The sequence below is a fragment of the Cellvibrio sp. GW822-FHT04B05 genome, assembly GCF_058800985.1.
The window spans coordinates 437,327-453,563 of record NZ_JBXAMU010000002.1; the positions used below are offsets into that span (position 1 = coordinate 437,327).

Consider the following 16,237-nt stretch of genomic DNA (forward strand, 5'->3'; position numbering starts at 1 on the left):
TAGGGTTATAAGTAATGAGCAAATCCTGGGCTTATGCGGGAGTTTTATTGTGGTTGCTCAGTGTGACCGCTGAGGCCAAGTCACCCGCCAGCACTGTTACCAACAAACAGGATGACCATTCGATCCGCCTATTGCTGGGCGCCGAAAACTCGTGGCCACCCTATTCCGATCAATATGGACAGGGTATATCGACCCGCATTATCAAATCAGCCTATGCCAAAACCGGCCTAACCCCCAGCTTTCAGGTGTTGCCTTACGCACGCGTATTGCACGATCTGACTTCCGGCAAAATAGATGGTGGCTACAATGTCACGCTGCAAGCATCCACCAGGGATCAATATATCTTTGGCAATGTTCCCCTGCTCTCTGTTGAAGCCTATTGGTTTTTTCTACCAGGGTCTCACACCCACATTAAGTCGATTGAGGATATTCCCAGCAACTTTCGCGTAGGGATTATTCGCGATTACGAATACGGGGATATTTATGAAAATCATCGCCATCGCTTTAACGAAATAAAAGTTTCGCAACAGTCCCAGATTATCCGGATGTTGAAGCAGGGGCGTATTGATGCTGCCGTGATGTTTGATCGCGAAGCCGAGTTCGCGCTGAAAAATATGCAATTGGATATTTCTATCTTCGATAAACGCTTCTTGAATCATCACGGTGATGTATATGTCGCCTTCTCGCACAAAAGCCCGAGGGCGCACTGGCTGGCCGAACAGCTGGATAAAGGTCTTATCGAATTAAAACAGACGGGCGAGTACGATCAATTAGCAGGGATAGCCACAGAAAAACAACCATTGGAAAACCAGTAGTCAGATCGCACATAAAAAAATACCGCCTCACGGCGGTATTGTTTTGTCCGCAACAAGCGCGGATTACATATAAGCGTTGCTGCGATCAGTATGGTCGGTAACATCGCGAATACCCTTCAGCTCCGGCAGTTTGTCCATCAGTTGGACTTCAATACCCTGCTTCAACGTAATTGCCACAGAACCGCAGCCCTGGCAACCACCGCCAAATTTAAGGATAGCGATCATATCGTCGGTTATTTCTACCAAACTCACGTTCCCGCCATGCGATGCAAGGCTCGGGTTAACGTCGTTGTACAATACGTAATTGATGCGATCTTCAAGTGGGCTATCGTCAGTCACGCGCGGCATTTTGGAATTCGGGGCGCGAATAGTAAGCTGGCCGCCCATGCGATCTGCCGCGTAATCTACTTTGGCATCTTCCAGGAATGGCAGGCTACGTTCTTCAAAGTGCGCCTTAAAACCATTCAGCTCAACGACCACATCCCCTTCTTTTTCTTCGCCAGGACGGCAGTAAGCGATACAGGTTTCAGCGTTGGAAGTGCCAGGGTTGGCGACAAACATACGGATACCAATACCGTCGTTGTCCTTTTGCTTGTCGAGCAGCTCTTTCAAATATTTTTGCGCGGATTCGGTGATATCAACGTTGACCATAATAACCTTTACTGTAGATGCCTAATACCCGATTAAATTACTCAGGTATTCTACTGCAAAGCCATTGGTCAGGCACTAGCAAACACTTAAAAGGAACAAGTAATTTACAATTGTCACCATAGCGATAGCGCATATCCTGACAATTTAATATAGAATTAAGAATCATTCGTATTTCTAGCAACCACCTGCACTGACGAGTGTCCACTTATCCGGTTTTAACAATCTTTTAACAAAAAATGGGTATCTCATCACCTCTGTCATATAAAGTTGCCCAACCTCGACTAAGATTAAATAAACATCAGTCCACGCTACAGAAGCATCAAGTTTTATCGGAGATCCACCATGAATGATTCGAATGAGTTTTTAATCAACCAGAAGAGTCTTCGACTGACGATATACCTCAGTTTGGCTATCGGCAACATCCTCTTTGGCGCGCTTTATCCTGAGTATATTATTATCGCCGGCTGTGGCTTCGCATTTTTTGCCGCCCTCACTTTGCTGCAACTCCGCTCCGAAGCCCCTGAAAAAAGCACATCAACCAAAAAAGTATTTCATTTCGACAAATAGCCAATCACCACGCGCACCGACAACACCCGCCATAAACAATCCAGACTAAACTGGGTGTTGGGTCAATCCCCACGCAGAGCGTTTAACACCAGATAAATCCTGCGCATCCGGCCCCCATCCAAGGGATTTCTGCTAGAATTCGCGCCAATTTCTATATCAATTTTTTTTGATATTGCCCAATGGATTACCCAGGGCAATCGTTTTAATTACCAAAGGTTTTCCATGACTATTCCAGCCGCACTCCAAACCCGCCCCCCTGCTTTAGAGACGCGAATAGGCGCCCTCAATAATGCGATTAAAAAGCGTATCCTCATCCTTGATGGCGGTATGGGCACCATGATCCAGAGCTACAAGCTTCAGGAGGCGGATTACCGCGGCGAACGTTTTGCCAATTATCACATGGATATCGCAGGCAATAACGACCTGCTGAGTATCACCAAACCGGATGTTATTCGCGAAATCCAATGGGCTTATCTTGAAGCCGGCGCGGACATTCTCGAAACCAACACCTTTAACTCGACTCGCATTTCCATGGCCGATTACGACATGGAAGATCTTACGCACGAATTAAATTTTGCCTCGGCCAAATTGGCGCGCGACTTGTGTGATGAGATGACCGCAAAAGATCCGTCCAAGCCACGCTTTGTGGCCGGGGTACTTGGCCCAACCAGCCGTACCTGTTCTATTTCGCCCGATGTAAATGATCCGGGGGCGCGTAATGTCACCTTTGATCAGTTGGTAGAAAATTATCTGGAATCAATGGATGGTTTGGTTAAAGGCGGCGCCGATATTATTTTGATCGAAACCATTTTCGATACACTCAATGCAAAAGCGGCAGTGTTCGCGGTAAAACAATACTTCGATAGCATCGGATTTGAATTGCCGATCATGATTTCCGGCACCATTACCGATGCTTCTGGTCGCACTCTCTCAGGTCAAACCACCGAAGCGTTTTACAACTCTCTCGCCCACGCCCGTCCGCTAAGTATGGGATTGAACTGCGCGCTCGGCGCAAAAGAGTTGCGCCAGTATGTGCAAGAACTATCAAGAGTCGCAGGATGCTTTGTGTCCGCGCACCCCAACGCCGGTTTACCGAATGAATTTGGTGAGTACGATCAAACTGCTGAAGAAATGGTAGCGATAGTCGAAGAATTTGCAGCGAGCGGATTTTTAAATATTATCGGCGGCTGCTGCGGAACCACACCGGCGCACATCAAAGCCCTGGCCGATGCGATGGAAAAATACCCACCGCGCGTAATCCCCGATATCGAACCCGCGTGCCGTTTATCCGGCCTTGAGCCATTTAACATCACCAAAGATTCTTTATTCGTAAACGTCGGCGAACGCTGTAACGTTACTGGTTCGGCGCGCTTTAAAAAATTAATTGTGGAAGAGGACTATTCCACCGCGCTGGAAGTTGCGTTGGAGCAAGTTGAAAACGGTGCGCAGATTATCGACATCAACATGGATGAAGGCATGCTTGATGCCGAAAAAGCCATGGTACGTTTTTTAAATCTGATCGCCGGTGAACCGGATATTTCGCGCGTGCCCATTATGGTGGATTCTTCAAAATGGGATGTTATCGAAGCCGGTTTAAAATGTATTCAAGGCAAGCCTATTGTTAACTCCATCAGCTTAAAAGAAGGCGAAGAAGAATTCCTTACCAAAGCCAAATTGTGTATGCGCTACGGTGCAGCGGTAGTGGTAATGGCATTTGATGAAACTGGCCAAGCGGACACCCAAGCGCGCAAAAAAGAAATTTGTGAGCGCTCTTATCGCACGCTGGTGGATAAACTCGACTTTCCGCCGGAAGATATTATTTTCGATCCGAATATCTTTGCGGTCGCAACCGGTATTGAAGAGCACAATAATTACGCCGTGGATTTTATTGAAGCAACGCGTTGGATTCGCGAAAACCTGCCCCACGCCGGTATCAGTGGCGGAGTATCAAACGTTTCGTTTTCATTCCGCGGCAATAACCCGGTGCGCGAAGCAATCCACTCGGTATTTTTGTACTACGCAATTAAAGCCGGTATGAATATGGGCATCGTCAACGCCAGCCAATTGGCAGTGTACGACGATTTACCGCAAGAATTAAAAGACAAAGTTGAAGACGTTATTCTCAATCGCCACAGCGGCGGTACAGAAGCATTGCTCGATATTGCTGAAAAATATCGCGGCGATGGCTCTACTGGTGAAGTAAAAGAAGACGCCGAATGGCGCTCACTGCCGATTGCAAAACGCATTGAGCACTCGTTGGTAAAAGGTATCTCGACACACATCGAAGCCGATACCGAGGAAGCCCGCCAACATTATCCACGCCCACTCGATGTGATCGAAGGCCCGCTCATGGATGGTATGAATGTGGTAGGTGATTTATTCGGCGCCGGTAAAATGTTTTTGCCGCAAGTGGTGAAATCTGCGCGCGTGATGAAACAATCGGTAGCCTATTTGCAGCCGTACATTGAAGCGGAAAAAACCGAAGCATCAAAACCCAACGGCCGAATTTTAATGGCGACCGTTAAGGGCGATGTGCATGACATCGGTAAAAATATTGTCGGCGTAGTACTGCAGTGTAATAACTTTGCCGTCGTTGATCTGGGGGTGATGGTTCCCTGCGATAAAATTATCGATACCGCCATTGAACAAAACTGCGATATTATCGGCCTCTCGGGTTTGATCACTCCATCTCTGGATGAAATGGTATTTGTCGCCCGCGAAATGGAACGTCGTGGCATTAATAAACCGTTGATGATTGGCGGTGCCACAACATCCAAAGCACACACCGCAGTAAAAATAGATCCGATATTTAAACTTAATCAAGTCGTTTACGTTGCCGATGCCTCACGCGCTGTGGGTGTTGCAAGCACATTATTGTCCGATGAACTCCGCCCCAAATTCGTGGATGACCTCAAGCAAGAATACATTGAAGTACGCGAGCGCAATGCAAACCGCAAACCGCGCGGCACCGTACGCACCTATCCCGAAGCTATCGCCAAAGGTTTAAAGCTGGATTGGGATAATTATACGCCACCAGTACCGGCATTTACCGGCGTCAAAGTATTTGAAAACTACGATTTAAATACACTGATTGATTTTATCGATTGGACTCCGTTTTTTATCAGCTGGGATCTGGCCGGAAAATATCCACGCATTCTCGATGACGACATTGTTGGCGAAGCCGCGCGCAATTTATTTTCCGATGCACAAGAAATGCTGCGCAAATTGATCGATGAAAAATTAATTCGCGCCAACGGTGTAATCGGCTTCTGGCCAGCGAACACCGTTAATCACGATGACATTGCTGTCTACAATGAGAGTGGAGAGCAAATCAATACCTTGCACCACATTCGCCAACAGCATTTAAAACAAGGCATGGAAACTAAACCGCATTACTCGCTTGCGGATTTTGTTGCACCGAAAGAAACCGGCAAACAGGATTACATCGGCGGCTTTGCAGTCACTACCGGTATCGGAGCTGAAGAACTCGCCAAACAATATCAAGACGCTGGCGATGACTACAACAGCATCATGGTAAAAGCCCTCGCCGACCGATTAGCCGAAGCCTTCGCCGAACACATGCATCAACGCGTACGCAAAGAATTCTGGGGTTACGACCGCGATGAAAATCTATCGAACGAAGACTTAATAAAAGAACAATACAAAGGCATCCGCCCTGCACCCGGTTACCCCGCGTGTCCGGATCACACCGAAAAAACGCAATTGTTTGCGCTATTGGATGGCGAGAAAAATACCGGCATTACACTCACCGAACATTTCGCGATGCTGCCGACTGCGGCGGTTTCCGGATGGTACTTTGCGCATCCACAAGCGGAGTATTTCAACACCGGAAAAATTGAGAAAGACCAGGTTGAGAGTTTAGCGCAGCGTAAGGGGGTTAGTGTGCAGGAGATTGAAAGATGGATGAGTCCGGTATTAGCGTATGAGCCAGGAGTAAGCGAATAGTTTGGTATAGCCAGTAAGGAGTTAAACAGATTACGGGAATTTTTCCTTCTCCACTTCCCCACATTACGTTTCACTTCATACTGGCTACTTATTAAGAATTCTTAACCTACCAACCTGTTCGGCAGCCTTGCCAGACCATACGCTATGAGCGTATAGTTAATTCGTCCGCAACTAACGTATAGGGAAATAATGAAAGCGACTTTTGTAGAGTTACCACCTTTTGAGCGGAACAGAAGGGAATATCTGGACGATGAAGCCTTTAGCGTACTCCAGCAGGAACTTATGGCATCCCCACTTGCTGGTGATGTAATCGTGGGCACAGGAGGGTTACGCAAAATCCGTTTCTCTGATGCACGCAGAAACAAAGGCAAGCGAGGTGGAACGAGGATTATTTATTACTGGTGGGACGGAGGTTCACAGTTTTGGTTATTTACCCTGTATAACAAAGATGAAATGGCAGACTTGTCGAATAACCAACGCAACTTACTTTCGCAAATGTTAAAGAATGAATTAAAGGCAAGAGGTGTACAATGAAACGCAATCTATTTGATGAATTAAATGAAGGACTGCAAGCTTTACGGGATGAACGCGAAGGCAAAATCACACTCAAGAAACACGCTGCAGAAAAAATTATTGCGCCAGAATTAAAAAAAGGCGAACTAGTTGAGTTACGCCAAAAATTAAATGTTTCCCAAGCGGTCTTTGCACAATACTTGCGCATTAATAAGCGAACACTGGAAAACTGGGAACAAGGCCGAGCCAAACCCAATGCGCAAGCTGCGGTTTTAATTAAAATGGTAGAGAAATACCCAGACACATTATCGCGCTTGGCAAGTGTTTAAAACGTAACTTTTACAGAAGGCGCACTACGCTTTGCCATACCGTGGTAAACGGCTTCAATATTGTTTCCGTCGGGATCCAATACGAAAGCAGCGTAATAACCCGGATGGTATGAGCGCTCACCCGGTTTGCCATTGTCTTTCCCGCCATTTTCCAACGCTGCTTTGTAGAACGCATCTACCATAGCTTCGTTCAGTGCTTGAAACGCCAAATGATGGCGGCCGGTTAGAATGCCTTGGGCAGCATCGCTATCGGGAGTTGATATAAATAATTCATCAGCCCAAAAGAAATTGTCGCCTTGCCCACCTAGTGGAATATTCAATGTTTCAAAAACAGCCACATAAAATTTTCGTGCGGCGGATAGATCATTGACCACTAACTGGATATGGTCAATTAATCTGCCGCGATGTAATTCTTGCGTTTCCATTTTTAACTCCTTTTTTAACAAAAAATTGTGATGCCAGTATTTTAGGATTGCACACTTTTACATATGTTCCCAATACATTTGCAAACTCTAGCTAGCTGATTTAAAAAAACTATCTTAAAAAATACATTTATATTTATTTTCAATAAAAATTTAAATGACATTAAAGCCATGCTGGTACCGGGAATATGAATGATATTGTTGTCATTACTTTGCCATTATCATAAAAACATTACCCAGGGAATTGATGATAGAAACATTAGCTAGCATGCCTTCGTAATGTTAACTAGAATGACCGGACCTTCCCATCACGAGAGAACGATCTGTTCCAATAAAATGCACAATAATTTAATCGGCTTGGGCTCCTCCAAAAGTAACATCAATTTTTATATCGCCAATCGCCCACCGATTGATGATTACCCGATGATGACAGAAGGTCGCGGTCTTGCGATGGGCGAGCTGGAACATATCGTTAAGCACACCAGCAATCACTGGCGTAAAGTATTTAATGTGTATGCCAAGCTGTTATTTGATTGGTATCAATTACAGAACCGCAAGGATTTACCGGCTACCTGGCAAGCATATCGCGACTTCGAATTATTTCAGCAGCATTCACAGGAAGCATTATTGTTCAGCCCACCACAGTTCAATGTAGATAAAGTTGCTATTCATATCATTGCAGGAAAAACCTACGCAGTTCATTTGAATTTGCCTCCACTTACCTGGTTAGATTCACATTTTGCGATTAATCCAGAACTCCGCCTGATTGTTGCCCCCTATCCCGACTATCGCCAGTTATCCAACGAGCGGATTGCCCGACTGATTGAGCTTATGAGCGCATTGCCGAAATAATAGGTGTCTAAGCCCACCCATCATTATTTTTATCATTTGATGGTACACTGGTTGCGCAAAAGCAGGTTAGCAGCATCGCTGCAGTAGTGATTTTGAACTGTAAAAACACTAACTCCGGCCCACATTAACAAATACGCAATGAAATATTAATTTATACTAGCCAGCAACCTACTTCCTCACGTTAAATCAGGAAATTGATATCCGAAAATGAATATTTACATTGGCTTATTTTTATTTTTTATTGCCGCTTTTATCATTTATCGAGTAATAAAAATCAGAAACCATTTTCGCCGTGCAATCTCAAGGGAAGAGAAGGTAATGCAGTATTGCGCCACCGGGATAAAGTCCTGGTCAACTGCGCCAGCAACCTTGGACTCAGCGGAAGTACAAACAGTAGCTGTCGATGGGCAATCCCAGACATTTAAACTCGCCATCAAACTCACATTCGAAGTAAGTGGACAATGGTATTCTTGCACACAATCACCTTATAACTCACTTACCACCCAATCCAATACAGCTGCTGTATCATTGCGCGATGACATCATCAATAGCAGGGAGTATTTCATTTATTACAATCCCGCCGATGCAAAAGAATCCTTTTATCTCTTTAATGGATTTTCGTCCTGGTCGGATTATGAATTGCTGTTAAAAAAACCGGATCGCCCCACCTGACAAAACCGATTCTTGGTTAAACACAATGAATCTGCAACTGACAAAGACACAAACAATAAAAAGAGAAGGATTTTCTACCAACTTACTGAAACACCTTCTATGAATTTATACTTACGGCTTTTTCCATTTAACACCCAATCCACTAAACCAACTCAATATTCCAGTGTAAGAGCAGAACTACCATGACACCTGCCATTAAAGCTCTTGAAAAAGCTAAAGCCAGTTTTCGTGTACATGAGTATGCTCATGACCCAGCGGTAGTATCCTATGGATTGGAAGCGTCGGAAAAATTGGGCGTAGACGCCGCACGGGTTTTCAAAACACTGGTCGTTATGCTGGACACAAAAGAGTTTGCCGTTGGTGTGATTCCTGTTTCGGCAATGCTCAGTATGAAAAATATTGCCAAAGCTGCTGGAGCCAAAAAAGCAGCCATGGCGGACAAGCAAGATGTAGAACGCATTAGCGGTTATGTACTCGGCGGTGTTAGCCCCCTCGGACAAAAAAAATCACTGCGCACCTTTATCGATATTTCAGCTCAACAACAGATCACCATTTATGTGAGCGCGGGCCGCCGTGGCTTGGAAATAGAACTCACACCCGACAGTTTAAAAAATCTGGCGTGCGGCAGCTTTGTTGATATCACGCAGGAATAACCAACGGAATATACAATGAACAAAACAAGCCCTCTGCTATTAGTATTTATGCTGCTTGCCACATTTATCGGTTTGGTAGCATCCGGTTGGCAACCTTACGACCGCGTCACTTGGTTAATGGAAGTGATACCCGTGCTTATTGCCGTGCCTGTACTCTGGGCGACGCATAAAAAATTCCCACTTACCCCCCTCCTTTACTGGTGTATTTTTTTACACGGACTGGTCTTGATATTGGGTGGTGCCTATACCTATGCACGCGTGCCTATAGGGTTTGCGGTACAGGATTGGTTTGAGTTATCGCGTAACCCTTATGACAAGCTCGGTCATTTTTTCCAGGGCTTTGTACCGGCATTGGTCGCGCGTGAAATACTCATTCGTCATAACATAATCAACGGCGCAAAGATGCTGGCTTTTATTGTCCTGTGCATTGTTTTAGCAATCAGTGCCGCCTATGAACTCATTGAGTGGGCCGCCGCCCTTATGCTCGGGCAAGGCGCCGATGAGTTCCTGGGTACACAGGGAGATCCTTGGGATACCCAATCAGACATGTTTTTTGCTCTCATCGGGGCAATATCGGCTTTGATTTTCTTATCTCAACGGCACTCAACGCAAATCAATAATAAAAGATAAAAAAATACCCATTAAAGTAAAAAATAGGACATTATAGGTAATAAATTACCTTAAAAATTAAAATAGTAGCAATAGGTATAAAATTACCTATAATATATTAAATTAACCTTTTTAAGGTAAATAAATATCTTTTATGAATTATGAATCCATGACCAATACGGCTATCGCAGCTGAACTTGGGAATCGGCTGGAGCATTTGCGGTTGGAGCGTAACCTGACCCAGCAGATGCTAGCCGACGAAATCGGTATCACTACCAAAAGCTATCGCCAACTGGTGGCAGGTGGCGGCAAACTGGAAAATATGATCGCTGCCTTGCGTGCGTTAAATGCGCTGGAACAGTTAGATAACTTCCTGCCAACTGCACCACCCAGCCCGCTCGAGCAGCTGAAACTACGCGGCAAACAACGTCAACGGGCGCGGACTACACTTTATAAAACCGCCACTGCAAACGCAGCAGGCGGTGTACAAGAACCGGGGCTGGATTGGTAATGCAGAACCTCGCAGAAGTCTGGCTATGGGATAAATTGGTCGGCGCGCTCGCTTGGGCACCAGACACAGCAACCGCAACCTTTGAGTACACACCTGAATGGATAAAAACCGGAGTGCAAATCGCCCCGCTCCATATGCCCGGCAATCCTAATAGCACACGTATTTTTCAATTCCCCCAACTTAACCGCGACACGTACAAAGGCCTGCCCGCCTGTTTTGCTGATACCCTGCCTGATGACTTCGGCAATGCGGTAATTAATGCATGGCTGGCGCGCAATGGGCGTGACCCGCAGAGTTTTAATCCGCTTGAGCGATTGCTTTACAGCGGCAAACGCGGAATGGGGGCACTGGAATATGCGCCCGCGTTGCGCCAGACACAAAATGTAAACAATCGATTGGAATTGGATTCACTCATCAGTATGGCGCAGCAGGTGTTGGATCAACGCGCCGGTGTCAGCAGCCAATTACACAATGCTGGCAATGATGACCTCAGTGCGATTTTACAAGTAGGTACATCTGCGGGCGGTGCGCGCGCAAAAGCATTGGTTGCGATCAATCAGGATCGCACCGAAATTCGCTCAGGTCAGGTAGTCGCACCGGAAGGATTTGAACATTACTTATTAAAGTTTGATGGCATAGTCGAGCAGGGAAATAATCGCGAAACCTTCGGCGACCCGCAAGGGTTTGGACGGATGGAATACGCCTACTACTTAATGGCAAAAGATGCAGGTATCACGATGACACCCTGCGAATTATTATTTGACGGTGAGCGCGCGCATTTCCTGACCAAGCGATTTGATCGCATTGGCAACCACAAATTGCATTACCAGTCGCTCTGCGCTATGGATCATGCCGATTTTAATATGCCGGGTTATTACAGCTACGAGCAGCTTTTTTCCGTCGCACGGCAACTACGCTTAACACGCGCAGAAGCAATTGAAATTTATCGTCGCATGGTATTCAACATCATTGCGCGTAATCACGATGACCACAGCAAAAATTTTGGCTTTCTCTTGCCCGGCCCACGCGCGCAATGGCAGCTTGCGCCGGCGTTTGATGTAGCCTACAGCTACAAACCGGGATCGCCCTGGGTTAACGCCCATCAATTAAGTATGAACGGAAAGCGCGACAATTTTACCCACGCCGATTTACTCGATACAGCAAAACTGCTCAGTAACTTTACCAAAGAGGCAAAAAATATAATCCAGCAAATACAGGATGTGGTGAGTCAATGGGAAAAGTATGCACATATTGCGGAAGTGCCCGCAGGCTTCGCCCGAGAGATCCAACAGAATTTACGCTTGCAACTATAGTCGCAAAAAATCGCCAAAAATTTACCGGATAGAATACAAATGCACATTACTACCATAGTGTTTTTCGTTCTCCTCGCGTTTTTTACCTGGCGCGGATACCAAAAAGGATTTATCGGCTCCATTACCCGCGTGCTCGGGTGGATTGTCGCTTACCCTGCTGCAATTGTATTTACCAAACCTGTTGCAAAATTATTGCTGCAACATACAGCGCTCGACGGATTAATTGTTTACTTCATTGCCGGCTGTGCTATTTTTTTGCTGGTGAGTTTATTGGTAAGCCTGTTACTCAATCTTCTGGCAACACTTATTCCTGAAACCGAAGCAGTCCGGGTCGGCTCCAAAATTGGCGGAGCTGGCGCAGGTGTGTTAATAGGAGCATTGATAGGTTTATTAGTTGTCTACGCGATAGGTTTAGTTCTAACACCTAAAACCCCGACACTGCAACAAGGGCAAGAAATTGCCAACGCAACGCAGGTTGATAACACCAATCCAAATAGTACAGATAACGTGCGCGCACCTGCAGCAGGGGTTCCGCATGTGCGGGATCTGGATAAATACAATGATTCATTTATTGAGGCCAGCGCAAAAAAACTCGTGGGTACTGCTGCCGCTACCGCGGTGGATCTGGCACTTGAAAATAAAACCGCTACGCAAATTACCAAGGCATTTGTGGAAGATCCGCAAACCATGCTTACGCATGTGCAGCGGGTAAAAAACGATGGCCAAATGACAGGGTTGATGGCGGATCAACAAATTCAATCCATTCTTGCTAGCGGAGATACCGATGCACTGATGCGCGAGCCCAGGTTCCAAACCTTAATGAATAATCCCAGCGTACAAGCCTTGCTGTCACAGTCAAATGTTAATAGTGAAGCGGGCTCACAAGCAGCGGCAGAAAAGATAGTGCAAGCGTGGAACCGCGCACAAATCATTAAAAATGATCCGCGTGTTATCGCGATTATTAGCGACCCAGAGTTTCAGCAGCAACTCAATTCACCGAACAAATTACAGTTGATGATGAACCCGAAATTAAATCAGCTGACAGAAATTATTTTCACCGGCGAAATGCTCCCCGTAACCGGCACGCAGAATTACAACTTACAGGATACAAGTAGTCCGGTTAATACAAATTCTGGCGGGGAGGATTCAAAACCAGCAACTGCAATTTATCGCTGGACAGATGAAGACGGGCAAGTCCATTACTCAGACAAACCCGCAACCAATAAATAATCTAATAGACGGAAGGCTCCCCATTCGGACGAGTTTTAAAACGCGGTTGTGCCCACAAATACTGCTCAGGCACTTTCAAAATTTCTTGCTCAAAATATTCGTTTATCCGGCGCGCATCAGCAAGTTCATCGCCGGTTGGATAATTTTCAAATGGTGGATGTATAACCACTTGATAGCCCTTGTCGTTTTCAAGGCGATACTGTGAGAAAGGAATAATTTTAGCACGCCCCATACGAGCGAATTGCGCTGTCGCTGTAACAGTAGCGGCAGGTACACCGAAGAAAGGCACAAACACCGATATTTTTTCACCCATATCACGATCAGGTGCATACCAAATCATTCGTCCCTTGCGCAATTGCGAAACCATTGCGCGAACGTTATCGCGACTAAATGCGATACCACCGGGAGCATAGGCTTCACGACGCACTTTTTGCACATAATCAAATACCGGATTTTTGTGCGGGGTATACATGCCATCGTAATTCACATAAATACCCAGCATGGCACTGCCAATATCCAGTGTGGTGAAATGCAAACTGAGCAGCATCGCTCCCTGTCCTTCCGCTTTAGCCTGCGCTACATATTCAACACCCGTGATGGAGAATAATTTACGCAGCCGGGACTTGGCCCAGAAAAAACCAATGCCAGTTTCAAATGCGGCGATAGTGGTCGACTCAAGATTTTTTTTCAGCAGCAACTCAAGCTCCGCTGCAGATTTCTGCGGAAAACAAAGCTGCAAATTGATTCGCGCCATAGTCACGCGCTTTTTATTTAAATTCAATAAAGGCGTCAATGCACGCGCCATGGACATTTGCCAGGAATAAGGCAATTGGGCAATTAAAAACCACACACCAAAACCGAACCAGGTCGGCCAATGGCGTGGGGCAAGCAAAGCTCGGGAAAACTCAGGAGCAGCGGCCATAAGCAATCAACTGATTATCAACAAAAACCAAATTATAAACGCTCATTGGCAAAGCGCCTAACGATAAAACAATCACCAGGCGCCCAGTAGCTATCACTTAAAAGCTATAAACCAAATTGACAAACGTAGTGGTGTCGGTTTTTTCTTTACCGGGTGCAACATCGGTATCATTTGCAACCGCAAATCCCACTTTCATTTTCATCTTTTCACTGATCGATGCCGAGAGCGAGGTTTCGCTTACCGTACGGGTGTTATCCGAGCCTGATTCCACACTGATGGATTGTTTAAACGTAGCATTGCTGGTGATTTTCCATTCAAGTGCAGTAGCCGCACGCAAAATAGCGCCACTCTCGTTGCTGATAGTATCGGGGGTGGTTTCATCTGCACCTTCGATTACTTTTTCGCCTTCAAAATAACCAGGACCCGCTTCCACAAACCAGTTGAGCGTTGAACTGGAGTAAAGCCAATCACCGTAACCTAACGCGACAGTGGTATAAGTGCGGTAAGCGCCGAATTTATCGTCGGTGTAAGAACCAAAACCAAACAGATAGGATTTTTCAACGCCTATTAAATAAGCAAATTTGGCCGAGCCAAAATATTTTTCTGCGGTTTTCTTTTTGCTGCTGGTGCCATCATCCTGGGAAACTTCATCCTCTTTAAAAAGAGAGTTGAAAATGTATTGGTTTTCCCATCTTTCCAGATTTTGTTTAGCGTCTATTTTGAATTGCAGACTGGTGGTTTCAGTATTGCCTGAGGTGGCAATTGCACCTATATCTACATCTACATCCCAAGGTTCTTTTGCATCCTGGGCAAAGGCAGTAGAGACCAGGGATGAAGAGGTAAGCGCAAGTACAAGTGTCAATTTATGCATAGTTAAGTCCTGTTACTTCAATTTAGGAGACCGAACCATACCATAGAAATACCGACTGCCAAATGAAAACGACCGGCACAATGGCCGGTCGTCAGGGGAAAAGAAGGATAAATTTAGTCGCGTAACAAGCAGTTAAGCTCATCCACAACCTCGGCCCAATCAGAGTGATTCTGACGCGCCTCACGCAGGAATGTTGCCTGTTCAACAGTCCAGAAAGATGCGCCGGCCAAAGGTTCGGCTTGCGGTAGCGGGCGATGCTTTTCAATAAAGGCATCTATCGCGGCGGGAGAGTTGGGTAGACCTAATTTGGCAAAGAGATCATTCAGCGTGTAGAACATGCGGCCCTCCTAGTCGATGTACGGATTCACTTTTTAGCCACTGCCAACAGGCAAGGTGCGAAAAAGTTCCGCAACTAGGATAACGTCAACCATGCCGACTTTCCTAGCTTAATTTTTTGACGCCGCTTTCATTGTCTCTATCAATGCATCTTTATCGCGCCAAAGCCGGTTGACCCATTGCTGGAAGCGCGTGCGGAATTCAGCATCTTCTGCATAATTACCAATCAACTCCGCCGGGATCGGCAATTGGCGAACATGTACCTGAATACGCTTTACACGCCCACAGGCATAATCCCAATAGGTGGGAATCCCCTCTGGATAATAAATTGTAACGTCTAATAAACGATGCAGTTGCCCGTTCATCGCCGCCAACGTAAACGCAAGGCCGCCCGCCTTGGGCATAAGCAAATGGCGGTAAGTAGACTTCTGCCGGGTATATTTTTCCAAGGTAAAACGTGTGCCTTCGAGGAAATTGATGATCGTTACCGGATTATGGCGGAATTTTTCACAAGCCTTGCGGGTTTGTGCAATATCCTTGCCCTGCAGCGAAGGGTCGCGTGCAATCTGCGCCTTGGTATGGCGGCGCATAAAAGGGAATTCCAATGCCCACCACGCGAGTCCCAACAACGGCACCCAAATCAAAGATTGCTTTAAGAAGAATTTGAGATAGGGAATTCGGCGATTGAAGGTGCGCAGCAGCAATAAAATATCCACCCAGGATTGATGGTTTGCCACCATCATGTACCACTCTTGCCGATTCAGATCATCAAGCCCCTCCACCTCGACTTGCGTCGGCAGCAACAATGCCTGATGGCCGGCATTGGCATCCATCCACAAGCTCGCCACTCTATCCAGCCACCGATTGCACAGCGCCTGCCAGCGGACGAAAGGAATAGATATCTTCAGCAAAGCCAGCACCATGATCGGCACAATTACAGCACTAGTGAGTACAACAAACAGTAAGGTGGTGAGAACACCGACCAAATGACGGAACACGGACATA

At 46.1% G+C, this 16,237-nt stretch carries 18 protein-coding genes; 12 read left to right on the forward strand and 6 right to left on the reverse strand.

Features of this window, described 5'->3' with window-relative positions; genetic code table 11:
• Positions 1-14: 14 nt before the first annotated feature.
• The gene (locus AC1RJL_RS07510; RefSeq protein ID WP_492912499.1) at positions 15-815 is read left to right on the forward strand and encodes a substrate-binding periplasmic protein; all 801 of its coding nucleotides are present in this window, start codon (positions 15-17) and stop codon (positions 813-815) included.
• Between the two features lie 63 nt (positions 816-878).
• Here AC1RJL_RS07510 and nfuA read toward each other — a convergent pair whose 3' ends face one another.
• Positions 879-1,466 (reverse strand): Fe-S biogenesis protein NfuA, encoded by a 588-nt coding sequence (gene nfuA, locus AC1RJL_RS07515; RefSeq protein ID WP_492912501.1) that lies wholly within the window; start codon positions 1,464-1,466, stop codon positions 879-881.
• Between the two features lie 342 nt (positions 1,467-1,808).
• Here nfuA and AC1RJL_RS07520 point away from each other — a divergent pair, with 342 nt between their 5' ends.
• The 4 genes from AC1RJL_RS07520 to AC1RJL_RS07535 all read left to right on the forward strand — a co-directional run bounded on the left by AC1RJL_RS07520 (position 1,809) and on the right by AC1RJL_RS07535 (position 6,841).
• Complete coding sequence (locus AC1RJL_RS07520) at positions 1,809-2,033, forward strand: hypothetical protein (RefSeq protein ID WP_492912503.1); 225 nt, start codon at positions 1,809-1,811, stop codon at positions 2,031-2,033.
• A 222-nt stretch (positions 2,034-2,255) separates the two neighbouring features.
• Positions 2,256-5,999, forward strand: a complete 3,744-nt coding sequence (gene metH / locus AC1RJL_RS07525) for a methionine synthase (protein WP_492912505.1) — start codon at positions 2,256-2,258, stop codon at positions 5,997-5,999.
• A gap of 189 nt (positions 6,000-6,188) precedes the next feature.
• Complete coding sequence (locus AC1RJL_RS07530) at positions 6,189-6,533, forward strand: type II toxin-antitoxin system RelE/ParE family toxin (RefSeq protein ID WP_492912507.1); 345 nt, start codon at positions 6,189-6,191, stop codon at positions 6,531-6,533.
• Positions 6,530-6,841 carry a helix-turn-helix domain-containing protein gene (locus AC1RJL_RS07535; protein ID WP_492912509.1) on the forward strand — a complete coding sequence of 104 codons (312 nt, stop codon included), beginning with the start codon at positions 6,530-6,532 and terminating at the stop codon, positions 6,839-6,841. Before AC1RJL_RS07530 ends, AC1RJL_RS07535 begins: the two co-directional genes overlap by 4 nt.
• Here AC1RJL_RS07535 and AC1RJL_RS07540 read toward each other — a convergent pair.
• Positions 6,838-7,266, reverse strand: coding sequence for a VOC family protein (locus AC1RJL_RS07540; RefSeq protein ID WP_492912511.1), 429 nt, complete (start codon positions 7,264-7,266; stop codon positions 6,838-6,840). The genes AC1RJL_RS07535 and AC1RJL_RS07540 overlap by 4 nt on opposite strands.
• Before the next feature lie 333 nt (positions 7,267-7,599).
• On the opposite strand from AC1RJL_RS07540, the gene AC1RJL_RS07545 reads away from it, so the two are divergent.
• The 7 genes from AC1RJL_RS07545 to AC1RJL_RS07575 all read left to right on the forward strand — a co-directional run bounded on the left by AC1RJL_RS07545 (position 7,600) and on the right by AC1RJL_RS07575 (position 13,103).
• Positions 7,600-8,115 (forward strand): DUF6942 family protein, encoded by a 516-nt coding sequence (locus AC1RJL_RS07545; protein ID WP_492912513.1) that lies wholly within the window; start codon positions 7,600-7,602, stop codon positions 8,113-8,115.
• Between the two features lie 318 nt (positions 8,116-8,433).
• The gene (locus tag AC1RJL_RS07550) at positions 8,434-8,787 is read left to right on the forward strand and encodes a hypothetical protein (RefSeq protein WP_492912515.1); all 354 of its coding nucleotides are present in this window, start codon (positions 8,434-8,436) and stop codon (positions 8,785-8,787) included.
• A 182-nt stretch (positions 8,788-8,969) separates the two neighbouring features.
• Complete coding sequence (ybaK, locus tag AC1RJL_RS07555) at positions 8,970-9,440, forward strand: Cys-tRNA(Pro) deacylase (protein WP_492912517.1); 471 nt, start codon at positions 8,970-8,972, stop codon at positions 9,438-9,440.
• A gap of 15 nt (positions 9,441-9,455) precedes the next feature.
• Positions 9,456-10,070 carry a DUF2238 domain-containing protein gene (locus AC1RJL_RS07560; RefSeq protein ID WP_492912519.1) on the forward strand — a complete coding sequence of 205 codons (615 nt, stop codon included), beginning with the start codon at positions 9,456-9,458 and terminating at the stop codon, positions 10,068-10,070.
• A 133-nt stretch (positions 10,071-10,203) separates the two neighbouring features.
• A complete protein-coding gene (locus AC1RJL_RS07565) occupies positions 10,204-10,560 on the forward strand; it encodes a helix-turn-helix transcriptional regulator (RefSeq protein ID WP_492912521.1) in 357 nt (118 codons plus the stop codon).
• Positions 10,560-11,873 carry a type II toxin-antitoxin system HipA family toxin gene (locus tag AC1RJL_RS07570; RefSeq protein ID WP_492912523.1) on the forward strand — a complete coding sequence of 438 codons (1,314 nt, stop codon included), beginning with the start codon at positions 10,560-10,562 and terminating at the stop codon, positions 11,871-11,873. Before AC1RJL_RS07565 ends, AC1RJL_RS07570 begins: the two co-directional genes overlap by 1 nt.
• 39 nt (positions 11,874-11,912) lie before the next feature.
• The gene (locus AC1RJL_RS07575) at positions 11,913-13,103 is read left to right on the forward strand and encodes a CvpA family protein (protein ID WP_492912525.1); all 1,191 of its coding nucleotides are present in this window, start codon (positions 11,913-11,915) and stop codon (positions 13,101-13,103) included.
• A 1-nt stretch (position 13,104) separates the two neighbouring features.
• On the opposite strand, the gene lpxL is transcribed toward AC1RJL_RS07575, so the two are convergent.
• From lpxL to yihG, 4 genes are all read right to left on the reverse strand, one after another.
• Positions 13,105-14,025, reverse strand: coding sequence for an LpxL/LpxP family Kdo(2)-lipid IV(A) lauroyl/palmitoleoyl acyltransferase (gene lpxL / locus AC1RJL_RS07580; protein WP_492912527.1), 921 nt, complete (start codon positions 14,023-14,025; stop codon positions 13,105-13,107).
• Between the two features lie 97 nt (positions 14,026-14,122).
• The gene (locus tag AC1RJL_RS07585; protein ID WP_492912529.1) at positions 14,123-14,896 is read right to left on the reverse strand and encodes a DUF481 domain-containing protein; all 774 of its coding nucleotides are present in this window, start codon (positions 14,894-14,896) and stop codon (positions 14,123-14,125) included.
• A gap of 113 nt (positions 14,897-15,009) precedes the next feature.
• Entirely contained in the window at positions 15,010-15,234 is a 225-nt protein-coding gene (locus AC1RJL_RS07590; RefSeq protein WP_492912531.1) for a DUF2789 domain-containing protein, read from the reverse strand.
• Between the two features lie 108 nt (positions 15,235-15,342).
• A complete protein-coding gene (yihG, locus tag AC1RJL_RS07595) occupies positions 15,343-16,236 on the reverse strand; it encodes a 1-acylglycerol-3-phosphate O-acyltransferase, YihG family (protein WP_492912533.1) in 894 nt (297 codons plus the stop codon).
• Position 16,237: the final 1 nt, after the last annotated feature.